A 21,740-nucleotide genomic window follows, 5' to 3' on the forward strand; every position below is an offset into this window, starting at 1 on the left:
GACGCCTCAGGCGGTCTCCGCCAGCACGACCCTTGGCGCCGTTGCCACGTAAAGACCATCGATGGCGGCATTCTTCTGCAGGAAACTCAAGCCGTTGAGCGCGTCCATGAACTGCATGTTCTGCTCCCGCGTCTCATCGCCGAATTCTCCGGCACCGCGGCGCATATCGACCCCCTGGCGCAGCTTTTCGGCCACTTTCTTCGCAACCACCTCGCCGTATTGCCCGTCGCGCACCTCCTCGAAATCGGCGCCGCCGGACACGATGCTGACAAACGCCTTCTTCATCTCGCCGTCGGCGTAGTCCTTCGACGTGAGACGCTGGGCTTCCCAGAAATACCCGTCCTGCCCCCGGCCCAGATCGTAGAAGGAAGACACCAGCATCAGAAAGCGCAAATAGGCCTGGCGATAGCTGGTCTCGAAGAAGTTGACGGCCCGGTCCTCGGCCACTTCGCCCTTCAGCACACTGGCGATGCAGGCACCGGCGATCAGGCTTGAGACCATCGCCAGATGAACCCCGCTCGACAGCAGCGGATCGAGGAAACAGGCCGCATCGCCGCACATGAAATAGCCGGGACCGGAGAACCGGTCCGAGGTGTAGGAGTAGTCCGTTTCCATCCGCACCTCGCGGCGCTCGGCCTTCTCCAGAATGATCTTCGCTTCGGGGTTTTGCTGCAGGGTGCGGTCGTAGATTTCCTCGTTGCTGCGCCCGGCGGCCCGCTCCTTTCGCAACTGGTCATGGGTCAGAACGATGCCGACGCTGACCGTCCCGTCATGCAGCGGAATGAACCAGATCCAGCCGGCCTCGATCGAGATGATCCGGGTGGAGCCCTCCGGCAGGTCGTCGTAGGTGAGGTGGCTGTCCGTCCAGTAGGACCAGATCGCCACGTTCTTGAACGCCTCGTGAAAATGCCGGCTCTTGGTGTGTTCATTGGCAAGCACACCGCTGCGCCCGGAGCAGTCGACCAGATACTTGAAGCCGATCGTCCCCTTGCTGTCCTTGGTCCGGTCGTGGAAATCGGCGCTGACCGCACGCCCGTTCTCGAAGTTGATCTTCGTGACCTTGACGTTCTGATGCACGCTGGCGCCGGTCTCGGCGGCATGATTGAGCAGGATTTCGTCGAACTCCGACCGCTTCACCTGATAGGAATGGGTTGGCGCGCCTTCCACCTCATCGAACCGGAACGACCACTTCTCGTTGCCCCAGTTGAAGTAGCCGCCGGGCTTTTCGACAAAGCCATGCGTCTTCAGCTTTTCCCCCGCACCGATGATGTCGATCATCGGCATCAATGAGGCGAGCAGGGACTCGCCGATGTGATACCTGGGAAAGATATCGCGCTCCAGAACGTTGGTCTTGATGCCGTTCTTTGCCAGAATGGTCGCCACCGTCGATCCGGCCGGACCGCCGCCAATGACAAGAACGTCCGTTTCATAATGCTTCATCACGATCTCCTGCGTGAATTCCTCTGAAAAGCGCAGATTGAGAAAGCGGACCTGAATTCAATTTTCTTATATTTTTGACTGTTCTTTCCCGAACCTACACAATGAACTCTATTCCCGGCGTCAAAAGCTGCATCGTCTGTTTGGGTGAACCTCAAGTCTTGACCGCCCGCCCCCCGGCGGGGGCGGGCGCCGAGCGAGGCGTTACCAGAGCGGCGCGCCAAGCTTCCGGCAGGCGATCGAATTCGCCTTCTCCTCCGGCAGGTGCTTGAAGAAGTTGAGATTGGTGACGCAGATATCCTCCGCGCCAAAGGCAAGGCTGGCCGGCGCGCCGAGCGGTGCCTGCAGCGGATTACCGAGTTGCTCGCGCTTGCGCGCATCCGGGCTCACCTTCCAGATTTCGCTGCGCAGGGTCTCCGTCAGGTAGAAATTCCCCTCCGCATCGACCTCCAGCCCATCCATGTTGTCATAGCCGAAGGTCAGCATCTCGGCCTTGCCCGCGCTGCCATCGGCATTGATCGGCACCTTGACCAGCATCGGGATCCCGCCCGTCACGCCAAACAGCGCGCTTTCATCGCCAGCCAGGGCAATGCCGTTGACCCCCACCGGATAGCCGCTCAGGCTCTTGTCCCCGGGGCTGAACAACGGGTCCTTCGACCACAGAACGGCGGATTTTTCCTTCGGGTCGATCTTCCAGATCGCCTGCAGGCTGAGATCGGAGAGGTAGATGCTGCCGTCCGAGGCGATCACCGGATCGTCGGGGAAGCAGAACGGGTAGCCGTCCGCGCGGGTCACCACCGGCTCAACGGTGCCGGTGGACAGGCTCACCGCATACAGTCCCGACCGGGTCACGGTTGCATCACCGCAGGCCTCGACGGAAAGCTTGGCCTTGGCCGGCCAGGGAAAGCGTTTGGAATACTCGGAAAACGCGACATAAAGTTTGTCCGCACCGTCCCAGTCGATGCCGACGGTGCTGCCCTTGGCCGAGCCGATCACCGTCCGCAGATCGGCGACCTTTCTGACAGTCCCGTCCTTGGCGACCTGCATGACATGACCGGAGTGAAACAGGCTGACGTAGAACCCACCCTTGCCATCGGCGACAAGCCCTTCCGGCGCATCGTCGAATTGCGCCAGAATGCGCCATTCGGATGCGGCCGCCGGCACCAGGCCTGAGGACATGGACAGGAGAAATACGGAAAGAAATACAAGGCAGCGCGACATGAACCCCTCCCTTTTCGCAAGATGCACGTCAGGATTGGTCATTCCACCGCCGACCGCATCGTCTGTTCGGGTGAGCGCACGGCGGAGGTGGCGGCCCGTCTTGTTGCCGGCTCGTCTCTTCGCCAGATCGTCTCTTCGGATGATTGTCGGTGCCCGGTAGGTGGTTAGGGTTTCGGCAACTGGTGCTTTTCTGGAGAGGTTCGAACAATGCCCGAAGCCTATATCGTCGACGCCGTGCGCACCCCCATCGGCCGCAAGAAGGGATCGCTCGCCACTCTGCATTCGGCCGATCTCGGCGCGCATCCGATCAAGGCGCTGATGGCGCGGACCGGCATCGATCCGGCCGCCGTCGACGATGTGATCTATGGCTGCACGGAAACCATCGGCTCGCAGGCCGGGGATATCGCCCGCACCTGCTGGCTGGTCGCGGGCCTGCCCGATCATGTGCCCGGCGTCACCGTCGACCGGCAATGCGGCTCGTCGCAGCAGGCAATCCATTTCGCCGCGCAAGGGGTGATGAGCGGCACCCAGGATCTGGTCGTCGCCGGCGGCGTGCAGAGCCTCAACACCATCCCCATCGGTGCGGCCATGACGGTGGGCGCCCAGTTCGGCTACCCCGATCCTTTCCGTACCTCACCGGGTTGGCTTGCCCGCTATGGCGATCAGGAGGTGAGCCAGTTCCGCGCCGCCGAGATGATCGCCGAAAAGTGGAACTCCTCACGCGCGGAGATGGAGACATTCGCACTGGAGAGCCATCGGCGCGCCATCGCCGCCATCGACGGCGGCCTGTTCCGCGACGAAATCGCCCCGATCAATGGCTTTGCGGTGGATGAGCCGCCGCGCCGCGATACCTCGCTGGAGAAAATGGCGGGGCTCGAACCGCTGATCGAGGGCGGGCGCGTCCATGCCGGCGTCGCCAGCCAGAACAGCGATGCCTCCGCCGCGCTGCTGATCGCCTCCGAACGGGCGGTCAAGGACCATGGCCTGACGCCGCGCGCGCGCATTCATCATCTGTCCGTGCGCGGCGCCGACCCGGTCTGGATGCTGACCGCCCCGATCCCGGCGACTCGATACGCGCTGGAAAAGACCGGCATGAAGATCGCCGATTTCGACCTGTTCGAGTGCAACGAGGCCTTCGCCTCGATTCCCATGGCCTGGATGAAGGATCTCGACATTCCCCATGAGCGGGTCAACGTCAATGGCGGCGCCATCGCCCTTGGCCATCCGCTTGGCGCCACCGGCGCCCGGCTGATGACCTCGATGCTGCATGAGCTCGAACGCCGCAAGGGCCGCTATGCCCTGCAGACCATGTGCGAGGGCGGCGGCCAGTCCAACGTGACCATCATCGAGCGACTTTGACCGATGCCCATCGTCCACCTGTTTCACCAGAGGAGCCCGACCCCATGACCGAAACCGGCCTGCCAGATGCCGACATCAGGCTCGATGGATGCGTGGCGATCGTCACCGGCGGCACCCGTGGCATCGGCGCGGACATCGCCCGGGAGTTGCTTGCCGCCGGCGCCGAGGTCGCCGTCTGCGGTCGCAGCGCGCCGGAGACCTTGCCGCAAGCCGGCGGGCGCAGTGCCCGCTTCTGGCCTTGCGACGTGCGCAAGCATGAGGAGGTGGCCGGTTTCGTCGAGACGGTCGGGCGGGAGTACGGCCGTATCGACATCCTCGTCAACAACGCCGGCGGCTCGCCGGCAGTGGATGCGGCCACCGTCTCGCCGCGCTTTCACGAGGCCATTCTCGCGCTCAACCTGACCGCGCCCATTCACCTGTCCCAGGCGGTGGCGCCCTGGATGCGTAAAGGCGCGGAGGCCGGCTCCATCGTCAACATCGCCAGCGTCTCGGCGACGCGGCCCTCGCCAGGCACCGCCGTCTATGGCGCCGCCAAGGCGGGACTTCTCGGCCTGACCCGCAGCCTTGCCGCCGAATGGGGGCCGGACATCCGCGTCAATGCCATTGTCGTCGGGCTGGTGGAAACCGGCGGGGAGGCCCAGCCCTATGGCACCGAGGCCGCACGTAGCGCCATTGCCGCATCCCTGCCGGCGCGGCGCATGGGCCGACCTGAGGACATCGCCAAGGGCGTGTTGTTCCTTTGCAGTCCGATGGCCCGCTACATTTCCGGGGCCACGCTGGAGATCCATGGCGGCGGGGAAAAGCCGCTGTTCCTCGATCAGGTCGAGCGGCTGGGCGCGGACTGAGCCGCGCCCACCACGCGAAGAGGGCGCGGCCATGCGTGCCCTCTTCACCCTGTCACCTCACGATCTCACTGGCCGTAGACCGGCTTTGCTGTAGGCCGGTCAGCCAACAGGCCCGCGACCGCGTCGCCGACATCCTCCGCCGGCCATTGAGCACCCCGATCCCGGCTCGGGCCGTCGTTCCAGCCCAGCGCCACCGAAAGCCGTCCGCCCAACAGTTCGAACACCTCGCCGGTGACCTTGCCGGACTGGGCCGAACACAGCCAGGCGATCAGCGGCGCGGTGTTTTCCGGCGCGAACAGATCGAAATCCCCGTCCTTGCGCGACATCGACGCGCCGAATGCCTCCTCGGTCATGCGCGTGCGCGCCTGCGGCGCGATTGCATTGGCGGTGATGCCGTAGCGGACCAGTTCCGCAGCCTGCACCAGCGTCAGGCTGGCGATCCCCGCCTTGGCGGCCGAATAGGCGCTCTGGCCGATGGAGCCCTGAAGGCCCGCGCCCGAGGTGGTGTTGACGATGCGCGCATCCACATCGCGCCCGGCCTTGGCCTCGGCCCGCCAATGATCGACCGCGTGGCGCGAGGTGCAGAAATGGCCGCGCAGATGCACCCGCATCATCGCATCCCATTCCTCCGGGGTTGCCGAGACGAACATCCGGTCGCGCACAAAGCCCGCGTTGTTGACCACCGCATGCAGCGCGCCGAAGGTCTGAAGCGCGGTGTCGACGATGCGCTTGCCCGCCTCCCAATCGGCGACATCCTCGCCATTGGCCACGGCCCGCCCGCCGGCGGCGGTGATTTCCGCCACCACCTCTTCCGCCGGGCTCTGGCTGGTCTCGCCCGCCTCGCCGTGGTTGCCGACACCGAGATCATTGACCACGACCGCAGCCCCCTGGCGCGCCAGTTCAAGCGCATAGGCCCGTCCCAGCCCCCGCCCCGCGCCGGTAACGATCACCACCCGATCCTTGCAAACTCCCATCATGCCGTCCTTTTCATTGGCGTCGTCCCTGTCACTTTCGCGACTTGCGGAAACAACCGGTCAGGTCCGAGCGGCGCGGAGAGGATCCGCTCCGCGATGCGCTGGCGGTGATGCTCCGGTCCGCCCCAGCGCTGGGTGAGCGAGAGCGCCCGCTTCAGATAAAGATGCACATCCACCTCCCAGGAGTAGCCCATGGCGCCATGCACCTGAAGCGTGGTCCGCGCCGCCAACGTGGCCGCCTCCCCGGCCGCCAACAGCGCATGGGACACCCGCGCGCGGCTCTCCACGCTCTGCGGCACACCCTCGGGAAGAGCGGGCATGAGCGCTGCCGCCGCATGCACCACCGGGCGGGCGAATTCGATTTTCACCTGCGCGCTGGCCAGATGATGCTTGATCGCCTGATTGGCGCCGATCGGCCGGCCGAACTGCCGGCGCTCGCCCGCGTATGCAACGGCAAGATCGACGCAGGCCTGGGCAAGGCCGACCAGCTCCGCCGCCGTGAACACCGCGCCGCGTTCAGCGGCCCGGGCCAGCAGCGCCGCCATTGCCCCGGGTGCGGCGATCAGCGCTCCCGCTGCCGGCTCCCCGCTTACCGTGAAAAGCTGACGTAACGGGTCGATGCCCGCTTGCTGAACGCGCCGGACTTCCTCGCTTCGCACCAGCCGCAACCCGTCCGGGCCGGGCAACACGAAGGCGCTGGCCGCATTGGCGGCAACGATCCACGGGGTCTGCGGATGCGCGAGCGCGATCAGCGCGCCGGTTTCAAGGCTCTGCGTCAGCGCCGCCCGGGCGGTCTCGCCCTCGCAGTCAGCCAGAAGCGGCAGCACCACCCCGGCATGATCCACCAGCGGTTCGGGAAGGCAGGCATGGCCGCAGGCCTCGGCGATCTGCACGAAATCCGCGCCGCCAAGCCCCAGACCGCCGGCGTCTTCGGGAACCAGCACCCCGGAAAGCCCCAACTCCAGCAGCTTGCGCCAGCGCTCCCGGTCGAAGCTGCAGGCGGCGCTCATCTGCCCGCGCAGCGCCGCCGAGCCGCATTCGCGGGCCAGCAACTCGCGGACCACATCCGCCATCATCGTCTGCTCTTCGCTAAAGGCGAAATTCATGGCGTGTCCTTTCTAGGGTCAGGCCCTAACCGCGTGGCAGGCCAAGCAGCCGCTCGGCGATGATGTTGCGCTGGATCTCGTTGGTGCCGGCATAGATCGGCCCGGCCAACGAGAAGAGATAGCCATCGAGCCAGCGCCCGACATCGCCGGCGGCGGGGGCGGTTGGCAAGAGTTCCGCTCGCGCGCCAAGGATCGCCAGCGCGGTTTCGTGCATCTTTATGTCCATTTCCGACCAGAAGATCTTGTTGAGGCTGGCCTCCGCGCCGATGCTACCGCCGGCAATCAGCCGCGACGCGGTGGCGTAGATCGACAGGGCATAGGCCTCGGCGGCCATCCAGGCCTCCGCCACCGCATCCCGTTGCGCCGCAGTGCAGGTCTCGCGGTTGGCCTCGTAAAGTTCCACAAGACGCCGCGCGGTCATCTGGAACCGGGCCGGGCTGCGCAGCATCAATCCGCGCTCGAAACCGGCGGTGGCCATGCAGATCCGCCAGCCCTCACCGTCCGCCCCCACCCGGTTGCCGATCGGAACCCGCACCTCATCCAGGAACAATTCGGCAAAACCGGCCTCGCCGTTGATCTGGGCAATCGCCTGCCGGCTCACCCCTTGCGCGTCGAGCGGGAACAGGATCAGCGACAGCCCCTTATGACGCTCGGAGGCCGGATCGGTGCGGAACAACCCGAAGGCCCAGTCCGCCATCACCGCCCGCGAGGACCAGATCTTGTGCCCGGAAAGCAGATAGCTGTCTCCGTCACGCACCGCCCTTGCCCGCACCGCCGCCAGATCGGACCCCGCCTGTGGCTCGGACCAAGCCTGTGCCCAGATTTCCTCGCCGGTGGCCATCGGCGGCAGGAACCGCGCCTTCTGCTCCTCGGAGCCGTATTCCATCAGGGTCGGACCGAGCAGGAAAATGCCGTTCTGGTTGACCCGCAGCGGCGCGCCGGCGGCGTAGTATTCCTCCTCGAAGATCAGCCAGCGGATCAGATCGAGCCCGCGCCCGCCATAGGCCTCGGGCCAGGTGACCATGCCCCAGCGGCCGTCATTAAGCCGGGCTTCCCAGTCGCGGTGGGCCTCGAACCCTGCTCGTCCGCCATCGAAGGAGGGAAGCGGTTCGGCTGGCACATTGGCCGCCATCCAGTCGCGCACCTCGGCGCGAAAGGCCTGTTGTTCATCCGTGTAGCGCAGGTCCACCATCAGCCTCCGTTTTCCGCCTTGTTCGCTGCCGACATGGCCGCGCCGTCGAGCCCGGCCAGCCGGTGCCCGGTCGCCAGCTCGTTCTGAGCATGGGCGAAGTGATGCATGTGGTAGACCGCATCCATGCCGGTACGCTTGCCGCGCAGGTCCTCCACGTGGTTCACCGCCTGCTTGACCAGCCAGGTACCGAGCGGCGGACGCTCCGCGAGCCGGCCAGCGATCTCGCTCACCCTGTCGCGCAGCTCCTCCCGCAGCACCACCTGGTTGACCATGCCGAAGCCTTCGGCCCGCACCGCGCTCATCCGCTCGCCCAGAAACAGGAATTCCTTGGCAACGCGCGGCGGCAGCTCGAAGGCATGGGCAAAATACTCCACGCCCGGAATGCCCATCCGCGCCACCGGGTCTTGAAAGAACGCATCCTGCGAAGCGATGATCAGATCGCAGACCCAGGCCAGCATCAGGCCACCGGCGACACAGGCCCCTTGCACCATCGCGATGGTCGGCTTGGGGCAATCGCGCCAGCGCCGGCACATGCCCAGATAGACCTCGTGTTCGCGGGTGTAGAGGAACTCAGCACCGGAACGACCCACATGATCGGGAAAGAGCAACCGACGCTCGAAGCTGCGATCCACATCCCGTCCCGGAGTGCCGATGTCGTGCCCGGCGGAGAAGTGCTTGCCGGCGCCGGCCAGCACGATCACCCGTACCGCGTCGTCATCCACCGCCTGCTTGAAGGCATCGTCGAGCGCATAGGTCATCTGCGAGTTCTGCGCATTGTTGTAGGTGGGCCTGTTCATGGTGATCCAGGCAACCGACGCCTCGACGCGGTAAAGAACCGGCTGGTCGGTTTCGTAGCTGGGGGGCGGGCTTCCACTGTCCGGCATGACGAGCTCCTCATGGGTTCGCTGTCTCATGCCAAAAGGGATAGCCCGCCGACCCTCCCGCTTCATCGTCCGATAGGACGACAAGAGGCAAGTGCGGGACGCCCGCAATCAGCTTTCCGCGTAGGCGCTCTGGCGCGCCTCGTGCATGTCCGAAAGCCGCTGGTCGAGCTCGCCGGCGGGACAGTCCAACACCACCTCGCCGCGCTGGACGATCATCGCCCGGTCCGCATAGGGCAGGCTGATCTTCACATGCTGATCGACGATGACGACAGCCGTGCCCCCTTCCGCCCAGCGCCGCAGGAACGACAGGATCGGCGGCAACAAGGCCTGTGCCACCCCGAGCGAAGGTTCGTCGCACAAGAGCACGCGCGGCTGGGCGACAAAGGCTTGGCCGAGGGCCAGGATCTGCTGCTGGCCACCGGACAGGTCATGCGCCCGTGCCTTGGCCTTTTCCTTCAGGATGGGGAAGACCGCGTAGATCTCCTCCAGCGACCGTGCGAGCCCCGCCCGGTCGCCGCGCCGGGCGGCGACCCCCATGCGCAAATTGTCATAGACGGTGAGCTCGGGGAAAACCCGGTGCCCGTCGAGCACCAGCCGCAGGCCCGATTGGGCCACCTTTTCCGGCGGCAGGCCGGTAAGCGGCTGACCATCCAGCAGAACGCTGCCCTGCGAGGGTTTGATGAAGCCGGCAATCGCCCGCATCAAGGTCGATTTCCCGGCCCCGTTCTCCCCGCCGATCAGCAGGATCTCGCCGGGTTTGGCGTGCAGGGAGATGCCGCGCAGCACGGGGATATCCCCGTATCCGGCCATCAGGCCGCGAACTTCAAGCATGTGCGCCTCCGACGAAAAGATGCTGCACGGCCGGATCCCGGGCAAGCTGCTGCGGCGGTCCCGAGGCCACCACCGACCCGGTCTCCAGCACGGTGATGCGGTCGGCGATATCCCAGACCAGATCGAGATCGTGTTCCACCAGGATCACCGCCATGCCCAGCCGCTTGCTGAGCTGGCGCAGCAGCCTGGAAAATTCGACCCGCTCGGCCGGGGAAAGCCCCGCCGCTGGCTCGTCGAACAGCACCAGCCCCGGATCGGCGAAGACCACGCGAATGACCTCAAGCAGGCGGCGCTGGCCATGGGCGAGAAGGCCCGGGTTGTCCTCGCCATAGGCCTCCTTGAAGCGCTCGGCGAGCGCGGCCATCTCCGGCGCCAGCGGCGTCGGCCGGGCATCGAGACCGAGCTGGATGTTGTCCCAGACCGACAGGTCGGTGAAGATCCGGGGGGTCTGGAAGGTGCGCCCGAGCCCCATGCGGGCGATGCTCGACGCGCTTAGCCGGGTCACATCGCGCCCCCGGAAGCTGTAGCTGCCGCCATCCATCCGGCTGAAACCGGATATCACGTTCAAAAGGCTGGTCTTGCCCGAGCCGTTGGCACCGATCAGGCCATGCACCTCGCCGGGGCGCACCTTCAGATCGACGCCATCCAGCGCCACCACCTGGCCGAAGCGCTTGACCGCGCCGCGCACCTCCAGAATGGGCGCGGCCTCAGCCGGGACCTGGCGCGGCGGGATCTTCTCCAGCATCTCGGTGAAGGGGGCGAGGCGGAAGCCCTGTTCGCCGCCACCACGCTGGAAGCGCTTGCGCCGCCGCACCTCGATGGTGCCGACCAGCCCGTCGGGAAAGACGATCACCACGGCCAGCGTCAGGAAGCCGTAGATCAACAGACGGTATTCGACGAGTTGCACCAGAAGGACATTGGGCACGATATAGATCACCCAGATGCCGATGATCGGCCCCAGAAGCTGCCCGCGCCCGCCGACGACCACCACGAAGAACAAGGTGAAGGAGAGTTCCACCAGAAACCCTTGCGGGCTGATGAAGCCGACCGTCGGCACATAGAGCGCACCGCAAATGCCGGTGCCGGCGGAGACGATCATGAAGGCCAGCGCCCGCATGAAACCCGGACGCACGCCGAGCGAGCGGGCTGCCTCCGCGCTTTCCGCCGCAACCCGCATGCGCCTGCCCAACCGCGCATTGCGAATGCCGTAGTGCAGGAGCAGCGCGGCGATCGGCACCGCCGTCACCAACAGCGTCAACCCGCTCATGCCGAGAACCAGAGGCTTTGTCAGCGCCGGCAGATAAAGGCTGATGCCGTTGATGCCCCGGGTCACGTCATCGAACTGGATCAGGAGCTGCGGAAAGACGATGGCCGCACTCAGAGTGGCGAAACCGAGATGAAATCCCTGAACCCTGAGGGCCGGCAAGGCGAACAGGAGACCGCCCAGCATGGCGGCTCCCACCGCCGCCAGCACACCGACCGTCAGCGGCAACCCGTGAATGCCGCTGGCAATGGCCAGCCCATAGGCGCCAAGACCGAGGATCGCCCCCTGTCCGAAGCTTTTCTGGCCTGCGTCGACAAACAGGAAATTCTGCAGGACCGCGACGGCGATGTAGATGTTCACAAGCTGGAACGTGTGTTCCCAATAGGAGTTGCCCAGAAGGCTCGGCCCGATCCCGGTCAAAACGATCAGCAGGATGCCAAGGCGAAGCTGCAGCCCGTCGGACTTGAAATGCCCTTTGCCGGCGGGAAGGGACACTTCGGGCCCGGCGGCCTCGGCAAGACTGTTGTGTTGGCTGGCCATTGCGTCACACCCTCCGCGCCGTTGCGCGTCCGAACAGGCCCTGCGGCCAGAACATTAGGATCACCACGAGGACGATCAGCGAGGCCAGGTCCTGATAGGCGCCGCCGACCTTGTAGGCCATCAGCATCGCCATCACCCCGACCAGCGGCCCGCCGATCAGCGCGCCGGTGTTGTTGCCGATCCCGCCGACCACAGCGGCGATGAAGCCGTTGAGCACGTAGCGCAGTCCCGCATCGGGACTGACGGAGATGATCGGCGCCACCATGAACCCGGCGGAACCGGCGATCACGCCGCTGATGCCAAAGGCGAGGAGCTGCAGCCGGCGGACGCTGAGGCCGGCGGCGCGGGCCGCGTCGAAATCCTGCGACAGGGCGCTGATCGCCAGCCCGGTGAAGGTCCGGCGCAAAAACCAGGACAACAGAAGATACCAGCCCAGCATGGCGGCAATCGCCAATATGAAGGCGCCCGGTGTCTTGACCCCGAAGATCCGGAACGCGGGCACCGGCCCGCTGACCGAATAGGCGAACGGTCCGTAGAGCAGCATCAGGATCGCCGCGATGATGACGGAGACCGAGACGGTGGAAATCATCCAGCTGTCCTGCTCGCTGGTATTGCCCCGCAACGGCAGGAGGGTCAGCCAGCCTTGCGCGGCGACGAGAACAGCGATGACCAGACTGGCCAGCAGCAGCATCGCGAGCCAGATCGGCAGCCCCGCGTTATCCGCCAGGAAATAGGCGGCAAAGCCCCCCAGGATGAAGATGTTGCCTTGCGCGAAATTCAGGATGCGCGTGGCATTGTGCACAATGTTGAAGCTCATCGCGATGATGGAGAACAGCGCGCCAATGGCCACTCCCCGTATGACGATGATGGCAATTTCGCTGAGCATGTTCCTCCCCCCACACCCCGTCCCGCACGTGAACGCCTTCAGGCCACGTCGCGCGACGGTCCCGCCTGTTCTCCCGGGTCAGATGACGCAGGCCCCCTCCCCGGGGCCGAACGCTGTCATGCCGGCTGAGGCCGGCTCCGGTTGGCGATAACCGTTTGTCGTCAGAGTGTGCCGTGAAAGTGCAGTGGCTGCATCATGCAATCGGACGACGCAGCAACCATCCGGATGGCCAGGGATATCTTGCGCCTCGGGGCGGCAAGCCCCGATGCTAGCCGAGAAGCTGGGTCAGGGCCGCGACATCGTCGCTGAGCGCCCGCATGCGGCTGCGCGCCTCTTCCAGGCGGCGCTTGTTCTGATCGTTCGAAAGCAAGCCGGCGAGGGCCAGATCCGCCATCGCCTCGCCGATTTCCTCGGCGCTGAGACGACCGCCGGGCTGGTACCAGCGCGAGGTCCAGTTGGCCATGCCGATCACCGCGAAGGCGGCGATATGCGCATCCACCTCGCGGAACTCGCCGGCGGCGATGCCCTGTTCGATGCAATCGACGTAGTAGTCGTAGATCGCCCGGCGCGAGGTGTTGTAGTCGGCCAGAAGATGGTCCGGAATCTGTGCCTCAAGGCGTGCGAGCCGCACGAAGCGCGCCCCGCTGGACAGCCGACGCACCACGCCGTCGACGATGGCCACGCGCAAACGCTCACCCGCGCTGTGCGTCCTGTCGCTCGCCAGATCGCGCAGGCGTTTCGACGGCTCGAACGCCTCCGTGTCGATCAGCGCCGCCAGGATCTCGTCCTTGGATCCGAAATAGTGGTAGATCGCCGACCGTCCAAGACCGACCTCGCTGGCGATGGCCGCCATGCTGCACCGGTCGTAGCCCTTCTCGTCGAACATCCGCGCGGCGATATCGAGAAGCTGTTCGCGCACCAACTCCTTGCGCGGATTGGTCTCGCGCCGCTCCGCCTTCTGCGCGCGCGGCTTGTCCCGATCAGCGTCCCGTTCACCATCGCGTGCGCCCCTGTTCGCCATTTCCGAACCTCCCCGGCGATCCATCGCCTCGAAACATGCAGCTGAATATCTAGGGTCAGGACCTATTGATTTGGTTGAAATGGCGCAATAAACGGCGATGAGCTGCAAGGAAAAGTGCGAAAAGCGGGCTTTCTGCCCGGTTGAGCGGTTTGACACAGCAGATCGAAGCCGTTTTTGCGTCCCTTCGGGATAGGGTGGATTTGCCCGGCAACGTCGTTGCAAATCTTTGAAAACCGGACGGTTTCCTGCAGCTTTGCGTCTCGTATCCGAACAAATCCATCCTTACCATTTTAATCAAATCAATAGGTCCTGACCCTAGCACCGGCAGGGACGAAAGCGGAACCGGGCTGTCCGCCTCGCCCCCGCCAACTCACGAAAAGATCTCGAACAGGCCCGCCGCGCCCATGCCGCCGCCGATGCACATGGTCACCACGCCGAGGCGCGCCCCCCGACGCCGCCCCTCGATCAGGAGATGGCCGGACAGCCGGGCACCGGTCATGCCGAAGGGGTGTCCGACGGCAATCGCCCCGCCGTTCACATTGAGCTTGTCCGGGTCGATGCCAAGCCGGTCGCGGCAATAGATTGCCTGACTGGCGAAGGCCTCGTTCAGTTCCCACAGATCGATGTCATCCACCGCGAGCCCATGGCGCTCCAGAAGCTTCGGCACGGCGAGAACCGGACCGATCCCCATTTCTTCCGGCGCGCAACCGGCAACGGCGATACCGCGCAAGGCACCGAGCGGCGACAGGCCGCGTCGCTCGGCCCGCCGCGCCTCCATCAGCACCAGCGCCGCCGCGCCATCGGAAAGCTGGGAGGAATTGCCCGCCGTCACATGCCGGCCCGTCTCCACCACCGCCCCATCGGCAAAGACCGGCGCCAACCCGCGCAAACGCTCCAGCGTCGTTTCCACCCGCACGCCCTCGTCCTGCGCAAGACACACCTCTTCATGGCTTATCTCACCGGTTTCCCGGTCCTTCACCAGCTTGAAAGTGGTCATCGGCGCAAGCTCCGCATCGAACCGGCCGGCGGCCTGCGCAGCGGCGGTACGCTGCTGGCTTTGCAGGGAAAACACATCCTGCGCCGCACGGTCGATGCCATGGCGCTCGGCGACGATCTCCGCCGTCTCGATCATCGGCATGTACATATGCGGCCACCGCGCCGTCACCGCCTGCGACTGGTTGCGGTAGGTGTTCTTGTGGCCGTTCTGGGTGAGGCTGATTGATTCGACCCCGCCGGCGATCACCGTCTCCATGCCGTCGAGCGCGATCTGCCGGCCGCCGATGGCCAGCGCCATCAGCCCGGAGGAACACATCCGGTCGACCGCCATGCCCGGCACCGTCTCCGGCAGGCCGGCAGCAGCGGCGGTCAGCCGTCCAATGTTGTAGCCCTGGGTACCCTGCTGCGCCGAACATCCCATCACGACATCATCGACCTCGCCGCCGGCGACCCCGGCGCGGGCCAGCGCCTCGCGCGCAACATGACCGGACAGAGCCGGCGCCTCCGTATCGTTGAAAGCGCCCCGATAGGCTTTGCCGATGGGCGTTCTCGCCACCGAGACAATCACTGCTTCCCGCATGACAGCTCCCTGTTTGCCGGCCGCACCAGAGCGGGCGGCCAAAGGATTCCCCGCCTTTTTCCTTCGAACCGGCACAGCGCGCATCGTCCGAGGGGACGAGCAGCACCAGGGCAAGCAAGCACCAAAAATTCAACGCCAAGCCGATTAATTGACACAACGTCGATTAATCGTCATGATGGTGAAAATGCTGGCTCGTATCGGGAGGATCCGACGACCAGACATTGCATCGCGGGGAGGAACCGACATGCTCGACACGGTCCGGCGCAACGCCGAAACAGCGGATATCATCGAACGCATCTACGACACGCTCACCGGCGGCGGCACGTTGCGCCAATGCCTCGACCTGGTGCGGGGCGCCACCGGGGCGATGGAGGTCACGCTGGAGATCGAGACGCGCGGGGCGAGCGTTCGCCACCGCTGCCTTTCCTCAAACGCGGCAGGGGGCTCCGACAACATGGCGATGGGGACGGACACGCGCGGCGCCCTGCTCGCCGCGACCAGCGCCAGGATCACCGCCGAATGCGGCGCCGCGCATGAGGATCACTACCGGCTGCATCTGACCCCGAGCCATGACGGCGCGCCCTTTCCGGCCTCTCTTCAGGACCTTGCCCAGGACCTGTTGCGGCACATCCGCCGTGCCCACCGGCTGGCCGCCCAGATCGACCGCTCGGAGCAGGAACGCAGCGTCTATTCAAGCACCCTCGACCGGCTGGCCGTCGGCGCCATCTTCCTCGATGCGCAAGGCAAGGTGATCCATGCCACGCGGGTCGCCCAGGAGTTGATCGACAGCCGCGACGGGTTGCAGCTCATGCGCGGCGGGCTGGCGGCGGCCGATGCGGCCGACAACCGGCTGCTGCAAACCGCCATTCGCGGCAAGCTGAACCAAGCCGCGGGCCTTCCCCGGCAGCAGCCGCAAACGCTGGTGGTCTCTCGCCCCTCGGGCGCGCGCGAGCTGGGCCTCATCGTTCACAGCCTGCGCTGTGCGCCGGAAGCGCCCGGTGGCTTTGCCACTGTCGTCATGATCCGCGATCCGGACCGCAGCGGCGAGCCGGAGCGCGCCATCCTGCGCAATCTCTTCGCCATGACCGCCGCTGAAGCCGAGGTCGCCTGCAGCCTGACCTCGGGCCTTTCGCTCGACGAAACGGCCCAGTCGCTGAACATCAGCCGCAACACCGCGCGCACCCATTTGCGCTCGATCTTTTCCAAGAGCGGCATCAGCCGCCAGACCGAACTGATGCGCCTGATGCTGAGCAGCGCGGCGGTGCTGGGCATGACACCGCTGGCCGGCCAGGAGGAGTGAGGAAAGGGCACACTCCCGCTCCTTGCGAAAGAAGGAGCCGGCGCCGTCGGGACGGCACCGGATATCGGGCACGGACCGGCGCTCGCGCGCCGGCCCCATTGGCAAAGGGGATCAGAGCCCCAGGTCGGACAGGCCTGGATGATCGTCGGGTCGCCTCCCCATCGGCCAGCGCATCACCCGATCCTCTTCCTTGATCGGCAGATCATTGATCGATGCAAGGCGCCACCGCATCAGGCCGTCTTCATCAAATTCCCAGTTCTCGTTGCCATAGGAGCGGAACCAGTTTCCCTCAAGGTCGCACCACTCGTAGGCAAACCGCACGGCAATGCGGTTGTCGGTGAAGGCCCAGAGTTCCTTGATAAGGCGATACTCTCTCTCGCCTTCCCATTTCCGCGTCAGAAACGCTTCGATCGCCTCGCGCCCCTGGAGGAACTCGGACCGGTTTCGCCACAGGCTGTCGGGCGTGTAGGCCTGCGCCACTTTCGCCGGATCGCGAGAATTCCAGCCATCCTCGGCGGCACGGACCTTCTGGATTGCGGTTTCCCTCGTGAAGGGCGGAAGGGGGGGGCGGCTCATGATTTTCTCCTGTTTCATGTTCGATTTGGACCCGCTTGCGGCCATCTGGCCGAACGTGGGACGCCGGGCGGTTGGATGCCTGCGCGCCGTGACCGGACGACGCTAAGTTTACCGATCGGTACACTTAGCACCTCAATAACTGAACCGATCAGTTCACTTAGTCAAGCATGAGAAGCGCCAGGACCCGTTGAAAAACGAGGGAAGGCCATTCATCCATCTGATTTTTCGACGAAAAATTTTAAGCCTTGCACCGCGACCGGCTTGTCAATATGTACCGATCAGTTTCAAAGGCAGGTGTATCGTGAGACCAACCAAACGGGACGAGCTGGTTCAACAGGCGCTACAGGCGTTCTATCGCAACGGCTTTCAGGCGACCGGCATGGACATGCTGGCTGCCGAAACCGGTATTTCGAAAACGTCGATGTACAAGCACTTTCGCACCAAGGAGGATCTGATCCTCGCGGTGCTGCGCCTGCGCGACGAGCATTTTCGAAACTGGCTCTATCGCCGGATGGAGGAATTGGCCGAGACGCCGCGACAGCAACTGATTGCCATGTTCGACGCGCTGGAAGAATGGTTCGCCGAGCCCGGCTACAGGGGGTGCATGTTCATCAAGGCATCCTCTGAATATCAGGACACCAGCCACCCCATTCACAAGCAGTCCGCCGAGCACAAGCGGATGCTTGAAATCCACATCACCGACCTCGCCCGGAAGGCGGAGCTGCGGGATGCCGACGCGATCGCCCGGCAATTGCTTCTCTTGAAGGAAGGAGCGATGGTCACGGCCCATCTGGGCCATACGGCGAACCCGGCGCAAGATGCCAAGGCAGCGGCGATCCAACTGATCGAAGCTCACCGTCAATAGGGTCCCCTGCCCGGCCAGGGCGGTTGCTCGCAAGACAACCGTTCGCTGGCCGGACCGAAGCGGACAAGGTTATGGCGCCGCCGCTAGCGCGCGCCCCAGGTGTCCGACAGGCGATAGCCCTCCGGCCAGGGATCGCTTGGATCCAGCATGTGCTGGTGAATTCCGGTGACCCAACCGCGCCCGGAAATCTGCGGGCGGATCGCCGGCAGCGCGCCCACCCGGGTTTCCCCGAGAATACGCCCGGTAAAGGTCGAGCCGATCAGCGAGACCGCCGTCAGTTGGTCTTGAGGGCCCATCTGTCCGCGCGCCGCCAGCACCGCCATACGCGCGCTCAGCGCCGTACCGGTGGGCGAGCGGTCGATCTTGCCCGGGCGGATCGCCACCGCCGCGCCAGCGCGCAAACCCTCGGCATCGCGGGTGACCGGACCGGCGAACAGACAGAAGGAAATGTGCTTCCAGTCGGGGTTTTCCGGGTGGTGAAAGCCCAGCGCCTCATTCGCCGCGGCGGTGATCTTCACCCCCAGCCGCGCCATGTCATGGGCCTCGTCCGGCGTCAGCGCAAAGCCGAGCGCCTGCGCATCCACGAAGACGAAACTGTCACCGCCATAGGCGGTGTCGACGGTGAGCGTCCCGAGCCCCTCGACCTCCAGCGAGGCATCGAGTTCGGCGGCGAAACTCGGCAGGTTCTCAACAAAAATCCGCTGCGCCTTGCCGTCCGCGCATTCGGCCCGCACCTTGACCAGCCCGCCCGGCGCTTCCAGCACCAGTTCCGTCACCGGTTCGCTCATCGGCAGGATGCCGCCGTCGAGCAGCACCGTCGACACACAGATCGAGTTCGACCCCGACATCGGCGGGGTGTCCTCCGGCTCCATGATGATGAAGGCGGCATCGGCGCGCGGATCCTTCGGCGGCACCAACAGGTTGACATGGCGGAACACCCCGCCGCGCGGCTCGTTGAGCACGAAATTGCGCAAGGTCTCGTCCTTGGCGATCCAGCGGCTCTGCTCCCAGAGCGTGTCGCCCGGAGGCGGGGTGACACCGCCGACGATCACGTCGCCGACCTCGCCTTCGGCATGGGCGGAAATCACATGTACGGTCTTGCTGCTTCGCATCTTGGCGTCTCTCAATCGTGGTCTGTCAGGCCAGCCAGGCGGGAAGCGCGGCGGAGGCTTGGCCGCTTACCGCCGCCTCGGCGCAGTCGCGCAGGCTGCCGAAGCGCACCGCGCGGCCACACAGGCCCGGGGCGTAATGGGCGTATTTGCCGGAATTGGTCATCAGCACCCGGGCTTCGGGCGGGAACACCGGCTCGGAGATCGAACACCAGCACAGATCCGCCACCACCTGCACGCCGGCCGCTTCGAGCCGGGCAAGGAGCCCTTCCTCGCGCACCCGGGCCAGCACATCCTGTCCCAGGGTGACGATCACCGCCGTCTCGGCATTGCGCACCCGCCCGTCCAGGGCCTGCGCCAGTGCCCGGCACTCGGCCAGCGAGAAATGCGGGCTGCCGAAGGCCACGAGATCGACCCGGTCGTCGCCCTGGTTGAAGGTCTGCCATACGTTGGCGAGATCAGCGCGGGTGATGCGGGTGCTATCGGCATCGGCGGCCACTGCCTCGCCGGCTTCCGGGGTCACCCCGGCCACGTGCAGCATCGGCGCCGCCGATGTGGTGCCGAAAGCGGCGCAAAGCCCCTTCAGATCATCCTCGGAGGGAGCGGCCTCTTCCAGCCCGGTCAGCAGCGGGATCCGGTCCGGCGAAAGCTGCCCCGCCATCCACCCCAGCATCGGCCAGAGCGCATCGTCAGCTCCTTCCGGCAGCTCCACATGGATCACCCGCCGCGCGGCACGATTTTCCTGCACGTAGACCCCTGACAACGGCGCGCGCCCGGTCAAGGCGATGCACAGGTCGAGAAAATCCGGGTGCTTGACGCTGCGCGCGCCCAGCACGCTGTTGGCATAGATCACCGCGTTCGATTCCGCCCAGGCAATCGCCTCGCCCCGCGAGGGGGCTTCGGGCAGCAGATAGGGCGCGCAGGTGAAGCTGGGCCGGGCGCCCATGTCCACATAGGCCTGTGCCAGTCGCGCCGCCGGCTGGCCGAAGTCCGGCGCCACGCCCTGCGCGCGCCAGTTGCCGAAATCGACGGAAATGGCGTTCATGGTGGTGGGGATGCGCACCCGTGCGCCCAATTCGACCATCGCCTCGGCAAAGCGCAGATTGGCGGGGCTTGCGTAGATGCAGCCGTCGATATGGCCGCGCGTGACATCGGCGAGCCGGTCCGCCCCCTGCCCGGCGGCCATGGTGCAGATGATCTCCATGGCAAGCTGCACGGCTTTGCCTTCCTCCCCGGCCAGCATGGCGCGATCGGCATCGCTCAGCGCCAGTTTGGTGGGATCGAGCGGAACGAGCGGCACGGACAGCGCCCCGGCCTCGATCCGGTCGGGAAGAATCCGTGCGCTGGGGGCGGCGGCAAGCGCGTCGTAGTCTTCCGGCGCCAGCCGCACCACCGCCAGCGGCTTGCCGAACATGCGCCCGGCGATCAACGCACCGAGGGTGAGGATGTCCTCGGCCTCGCGAAACACCAGCGCTGCCGGCGCATGGCCGTTCAGCGCCAGTTCGAGCAGCACGCCGCTGCCGGTGCAGGAGCCCCGGCTGGTGGGCATCATCACCACCTTGCCGGCCAGCGACTGGCCACACAGCGGGTGATGCGCATCGATCACCCGGCCCGTCGCCGGATCGACACCGCCCCAGAAGCTCAAGCCTTCGGAAAAGGCCAGCACCGGCCCTTCGGCCTCGGCGGGAACGAACAGAGAGCCCATCGGTATCTGCCTTTCAGGTGACGACGAAGCCATGCGCGAAGGGATCGCGCTCGTCAATGAAGATGGTGTTGAAGCCGGTCACCCGCGCCCAGCCGGCAATCGACGGCACGATGGCCGGACGGCCCGCCACCTCCGTCGCCGCCTCGACCCGGCCGCGAAACAACGAACCGATGATGCTTTCATGGACGAAATCGTCCCCCGGCTTCAGCTTGCCCTTGGCGGCGAGTTGCGCCATTCGCGCCGAGGTGCCGGTGCCGCAGGGCGAGCGGTCGATGGCCTTGTCGCCATAAAAGACCGCATTGCGCGCGTGGGCTTGCGCGTCGCGCGGCGTGCCGGTCCACAGAATGTGACTGAGACCGTTGATCGCCGAGTGCTCGGGGTGCACGAACTCGTATTTCGCATTCAGCGCCGCGCGCAGCCTGGGGCTTAGCCCGATCAGTTCCGAGGCGGAGAAATCTGCCATGTCGCGGAAATTCTTCTGCGGCTCGACGATTGCGTAGAAATTGCCGCCATAGGCCACATCGACGGCAATCTCGCCCAAACCCTCGACCTCGGCGGTCATCCCTTCGGCATAAAGGAAGCCCGGCACATTCGTCAGCCGCACTTCCTCGACGAAACGGCCGTCCTGCCTGTAGCTCACATCGACCCGTCCGGCCGGCGTTTCCAGCCTGAGCGTTCCCGGGGTTTGCGGGCGGATCAGCCCGTTTTCCAGGGCGATGGTCACGGTGCCGATGGTGCCATGCCCGCACATGGGCAGACAGCCCGAGGTTTCGATGAACAGCACCGCGATGTCGCAATCCTCGCGGGTCGGCGGGTAGAGGATTGCCCCCGACATCTGGTCATGGCCGCGCGGCTCGAACATCAGGCCGGTGCGAATCCAGTCGTATTCGGCCAGAAAATGCGCGCGCTTTTCCAGCATGGTCGCACCGCGCAGCATCGGCGCGCCGCCGGTAACGAGCCGCACCGGATTGCCGCAGGTATGCCCATCGATGCAGGGAAAGGTGTACTGGGTCATTTTCACCTCAAAACAACGCCTTGGGGCATTCGGG

19 protein-coding genes are annotated in these 21,740 nt (G+C 65.5%); 4 read left to right on the forward strand and 15 right to left on the reverse strand.

Translation table 11 applies throughout. The features are described from left to right. Window positions 1–6 precede the first annotated feature (6 nt). Both IEV83_RS07210 and IEV83_RS07215 read right to left on the reverse strand, forming a co-directional pair. The gene (locus tag IEV83_RS07210) at window positions 7–1,440 is read right to left on the reverse strand and encodes an NAD(P)/FAD-dependent oxidoreductase (protein ID WP_181761905.1); all 1,434 of its coding nucleotides are present in this window, start codon (window positions 1,438–1,440) and stop codon (window positions 7–9) included. Between the two features lie 201 nt (window positions 1,441–1,641). Continuing rightward, entirely contained in the window at window positions 1,642–2,658 is a 1,017-nt protein-coding gene (locus tag IEV83_RS07215; RefSeq protein WP_181761906.1) for an SMP-30/gluconolactonase/LRE family protein, read from the reverse strand. A 207-nt stretch (window positions 2,659–2,865) separates the two neighbouring features. On the opposite strand from IEV83_RS07215, the gene IEV83_RS07220 reads away from it, so the two are divergent. Beyond that, complete coding sequence (locus tag IEV83_RS07220) at window positions 2,866–4,017, forward strand: acetyl-CoA C-acetyltransferase (RefSeq protein WP_181761907.1); 1,152 nt, start codon at window positions 2,866–2,868, stop codon at window positions 4,015–4,017. A gap of 44 nt (window positions 4,018–4,061) precedes the next feature. Further along, complete coding sequence (locus IEV83_RS07225; protein ID WP_181761908.1) at window positions 4,062–4,862, forward strand: SDR family oxidoreductase; 801 nt, start codon at window positions 4,062–4,064, stop codon at window positions 4,860–4,862. A gap of 65 nt (window positions 4,863–4,927) precedes the next feature. Here IEV83_RS07225 and IEV83_RS07230 read toward each other — a convergent pair whose 3' ends face one another. The 9 genes from IEV83_RS07230 to IEV83_RS07270 form a co-directional block, all read right to left on the reverse strand. Further along, window positions 4,928–5,839 carry an SDR family oxidoreductase gene (locus tag IEV83_RS07230; protein WP_209003014.1) on the reverse strand — a complete coding sequence of 304 codons (912 nt, stop codon included), beginning with the start codon at window positions 5,837–5,839 and terminating at the stop codon, window positions 4,928–4,930. After that, window positions 5,836–6,942, reverse strand: coding sequence for an acyl-CoA dehydrogenase family protein (locus IEV83_RS07235; RefSeq protein ID WP_181761909.1), 1,107 nt, complete (start codon window positions 6,940–6,942; stop codon window positions 5,836–5,838). Before IEV83_RS07235 ends, IEV83_RS07230 begins: the two co-directional genes overlap by 4 nt. A 25-nt stretch (window positions 6,943–6,967) precedes the next feature. Next, window positions 6,968–8,134, reverse strand: a complete 1,167-nt coding sequence (locus IEV83_RS07240) for an acyl-CoA dehydrogenase family protein (RefSeq protein ID WP_209003397.1) — start codon at window positions 8,132–8,134, stop codon at window positions 6,968–6,970. Further along, window positions 8,134–9,018 carry an enoyl-CoA hydratase gene (locus tag IEV83_RS07245; RefSeq protein ID WP_181761910.1) on the reverse strand — a complete coding sequence of 295 codons (885 nt, stop codon included), beginning with the start codon at window positions 9,016–9,018 and terminating at the stop codon, window positions 8,134–8,136. The genes IEV83_RS07240 and IEV83_RS07245 overlap by 1 nt, the downstream gene beginning before the upstream one ends. Window positions 9,019–9,126: 108 nt before the next feature. After that, window positions 9,127–9,849, reverse strand: coding sequence for an ABC transporter ATP-binding protein (locus IEV83_RS07250; RefSeq protein WP_181761911.1), 723 nt, complete (start codon window positions 9,847–9,849; stop codon window positions 9,127–9,129). Beyond that, the gene (locus tag IEV83_RS07255) at window positions 9,842–11,653 is read right to left on the reverse strand and encodes a branched-chain amino acid ABC transporter ATP-binding protein/permease (protein WP_181761912.1); all 1,812 of its coding nucleotides are present in this window, start codon (window positions 11,651–11,653) and stop codon (window positions 9,842–9,844) included. Before IEV83_RS07255 ends, IEV83_RS07250 begins: the two co-directional genes overlap by 8 nt. Before the next feature lie 4 nt (window positions 11,654–11,657). Next, window positions 11,658–12,539 (reverse strand): branched-chain amino acid ABC transporter permease, encoded by an 882-nt coding sequence (locus IEV83_RS07260; RefSeq protein WP_181761913.1) that lies wholly within the window; start codon window positions 12,537–12,539, stop codon window positions 11,658–11,660. A gap of 268 nt (window positions 12,540–12,807) precedes the next feature. Further along, window positions 12,808–13,560 carry a TetR/AcrR family transcriptional regulator gene (locus tag IEV83_RS07265; protein ID WP_181761914.1) on the reverse strand — a complete coding sequence of 251 codons (753 nt, stop codon included), beginning with the start codon at window positions 13,558–13,560 and terminating at the stop codon, window positions 12,808–12,810. Window positions 13,561–13,930: 370 nt separating this feature from the next. Continuing rightward, the gene (locus tag IEV83_RS07270) at window positions 13,931–15,136 is read right to left on the reverse strand and encodes an acetyl-CoA C-acyltransferase (protein ID WP_181761915.1); all 1,206 of its coding nucleotides are present in this window, start codon (window positions 15,134–15,136) and stop codon (window positions 13,931–13,933) included. A 244-nt stretch (window positions 15,137–15,380) separates the two neighbouring features. On the opposite strand from IEV83_RS07270, the gene IEV83_RS07275 reads away from it, so the two are divergent. After that, window positions 15,381–16,436: a helix-turn-helix transcriptional regulator gene (locus IEV83_RS07275; RefSeq protein ID WP_181761916.1), complete on the forward strand. Its 1,056-nt coding sequence runs from the start codon at window positions 15,381–15,383 to the stop codon at window positions 16,434–16,436. A gap of 111 nt (window positions 16,437–16,547) precedes the next feature. Here IEV83_RS07275 and IEV83_RS07280 read toward each other — a convergent pair whose 3' ends face one another. After that, entirely contained in the window at window positions 16,548–17,012 is a 465-nt protein-coding gene (locus IEV83_RS07280) for a nuclear transport factor 2 family protein (protein WP_181761917.1), read from the reverse strand. 301 nt (window positions 17,013–17,313) lie between these two features. Here IEV83_RS07280 and IEV83_RS07285 point away from each other — a divergent pair, with 301 nt between their 5' ends. Beyond that, a complete protein-coding gene (locus IEV83_RS07285) occupies window positions 17,314–17,877 on the forward strand; it encodes a TetR/AcrR family transcriptional regulator (RefSeq protein ID WP_181761937.1) in 564 nt (187 codons plus the stop codon). Window positions 17,878–17,960: 83 nt separating this feature from the next. Here the strand turns inward: IEV83_RS07285 and IEV83_RS07290 are convergent, their stop codons facing one another. Genes IEV83_RS07290 through IEV83_RS07300 form a run of 3 tightly spaced genes read right to left on the reverse strand, consistent with a single transcriptional unit; the run spans window position 17,961 to window position 21,706 of the window. After that, window positions 17,961–18,989, reverse strand: a complete 1,029-nt coding sequence (locus tag IEV83_RS07290) for a trans-3-hydroxy-L-proline dehydratase (RefSeq protein ID WP_181761918.1) — start codon at window positions 18,987–18,989, stop codon at window positions 17,961–17,963. A 25-nt stretch (window positions 18,990–19,014) separates the two neighbouring features. After that, the gene (gene lhpI / locus IEV83_RS07295; protein ID WP_209003015.1) at window positions 19,015–20,724 is read right to left on the reverse strand and encodes a cis-3-hydroxy-L-proline dehydratase; all 1,710 of its coding nucleotides are present in this window, start codon (window positions 20,722–20,724) and stop codon (window positions 19,015–19,017) included. Then, window positions 20,705–21,706, reverse strand: a complete 1,002-nt coding sequence (locus IEV83_RS07300) for a 4-hydroxyproline epimerase (protein ID WP_181761920.1) — start codon at window positions 21,704–21,706, stop codon at window positions 20,705–20,707. Before IEV83_RS07300 ends, lhpI begins: the two co-directional genes overlap by 20 nt. Window positions 21,707–21,740: the final 34 nt, after the last annotated feature.

It is taken from the genome of Stappia taiwanensis, from assembly GCF_014635285.1.
In the GTDB taxonomy this organism is placed as follows: Bacteria; Pseudomonadota; Alphaproteobacteria; order Rhizobiales; family Stappiaceae; genus Stappia; species Stappia taiwanensis.

Bases quoted from the DNA above. Each gene is read 5' to 3' on its own strand.
- IEV83_RS07230 (WP_209003014.1), bottom strand. From the start codon at position 5,839: ATGATGGGAGTTTGCAAGGATCGGGTGGTGATCGTTACCGGCGCGGGG.
- IEV83_RS07275 (WP_181761916.1), top strand. From the start codon at position 15,381: ATGCTCGACACGGTCCGGCGCAACGCCGAAACAGCGGATATCATCGAA.
- IEV83_RS07260 (WP_181761913.1), bottom strand. From the start codon at position 12,539: ATGCTCAGCGAAATTGCCATCATCGTCATACGGGGAGTGGCCATTGGC.
- IEV83_RS07265 (WP_181761914.1), bottom strand. From the start codon at position 13,560: ATGGCGAACAGGGGCGCACGCGATGGTGAACGGGACGCTGATCGGGAC.
- IEV83_RS07270 (WP_181761915.1), bottom strand. From the start codon at position 15,136: ATGCGGGAAGCAGTGATTGTCTCGGTGGCGAGAACGCCCATCGGCAAA.
- IEV83_RS07235 (WP_181761909.1), bottom strand. From the start codon at position 6,942: ATGAATTTCGCCTTTAGCGAAGAGCAGACGATGATGGCGGATGTGGTC.
- IEV83_RS07290 (WP_181761918.1), bottom strand. From the start codon at position 18,989: ATGCGAAGCAGCAAGACCGTACATGTGATTTCCGCCCATGCCGAAGGC.
- IEV83_RS07255 (WP_181761912.1), bottom strand. From the start codon at position 11,653: ATGGCCAGCCAACACAACAGTCTTGCCGAGGCCGCCGGGCCCGAAGTG.
- lhpI (WP_209003015.1), bottom strand. From the start codon at position 20,724: ATGGCTTCGTCGTCACCTGAAAGGCAGATACCGATGGGCTCTCTGTTC.
- IEV83_RS07250 (WP_181761911.1), bottom strand. From the start codon at position 9,849: ATGCTTGAAGTTCGCGGCCTGATGGCCGGATACGGGGATATCCCCGTG.
- IEV83_RS07220 (WP_181761907.1), top strand. From the start codon at position 2,866: ATGCCCGAAGCCTATATCGTCGACGCCGTGCGCACCCCCATCGGCCGC.
- IEV83_RS07240 (WP_209003397.1), bottom strand. From the start codon at position 8,134: ATGGTGGACCTGCGCTACACGGATGAACAACAGGCCTTTCGCGCCGAG.
- IEV83_RS07210 (WP_181761905.1), bottom strand. From the start codon at position 1,440: ATGAAGCATTATGAAACGGACGTTCTTGTCATTGGCGGCGGTCCGGCC.
- IEV83_RS07215 (WP_181761906.1), bottom strand. From the start codon at position 2,658: ATGTCGCGCTGCCTTGTATTTCTTTCCGTATTTCTCCTGTCCATGTCC.
- IEV83_RS07225 (WP_181761908.1), top strand. From the start codon at position 4,062: ATGACCGAAACCGGCCTGCCAGATGCCGACATCAGGCTCGATGGATGC.
- IEV83_RS07280 (WP_181761917.1), bottom strand. From the start codon at position 17,012: ATGAGCCGCCCCCCCCTTCCGCCCTTCACGAGGGAAACCGCAATCCAG.
- IEV83_RS07245 (WP_181761910.1), bottom strand. From the start codon at position 9,018: ATGCCGGACAGTGGAAGCCCGCCCCCCAGCTACGAAACCGACCAGCCG.
- IEV83_RS07300 (WP_181761920.1), bottom strand. From the start codon at position 21,706: ATGACCCAGTACACCTTTCCCTGCATCGATGGGCATACCTGCGGCAAT.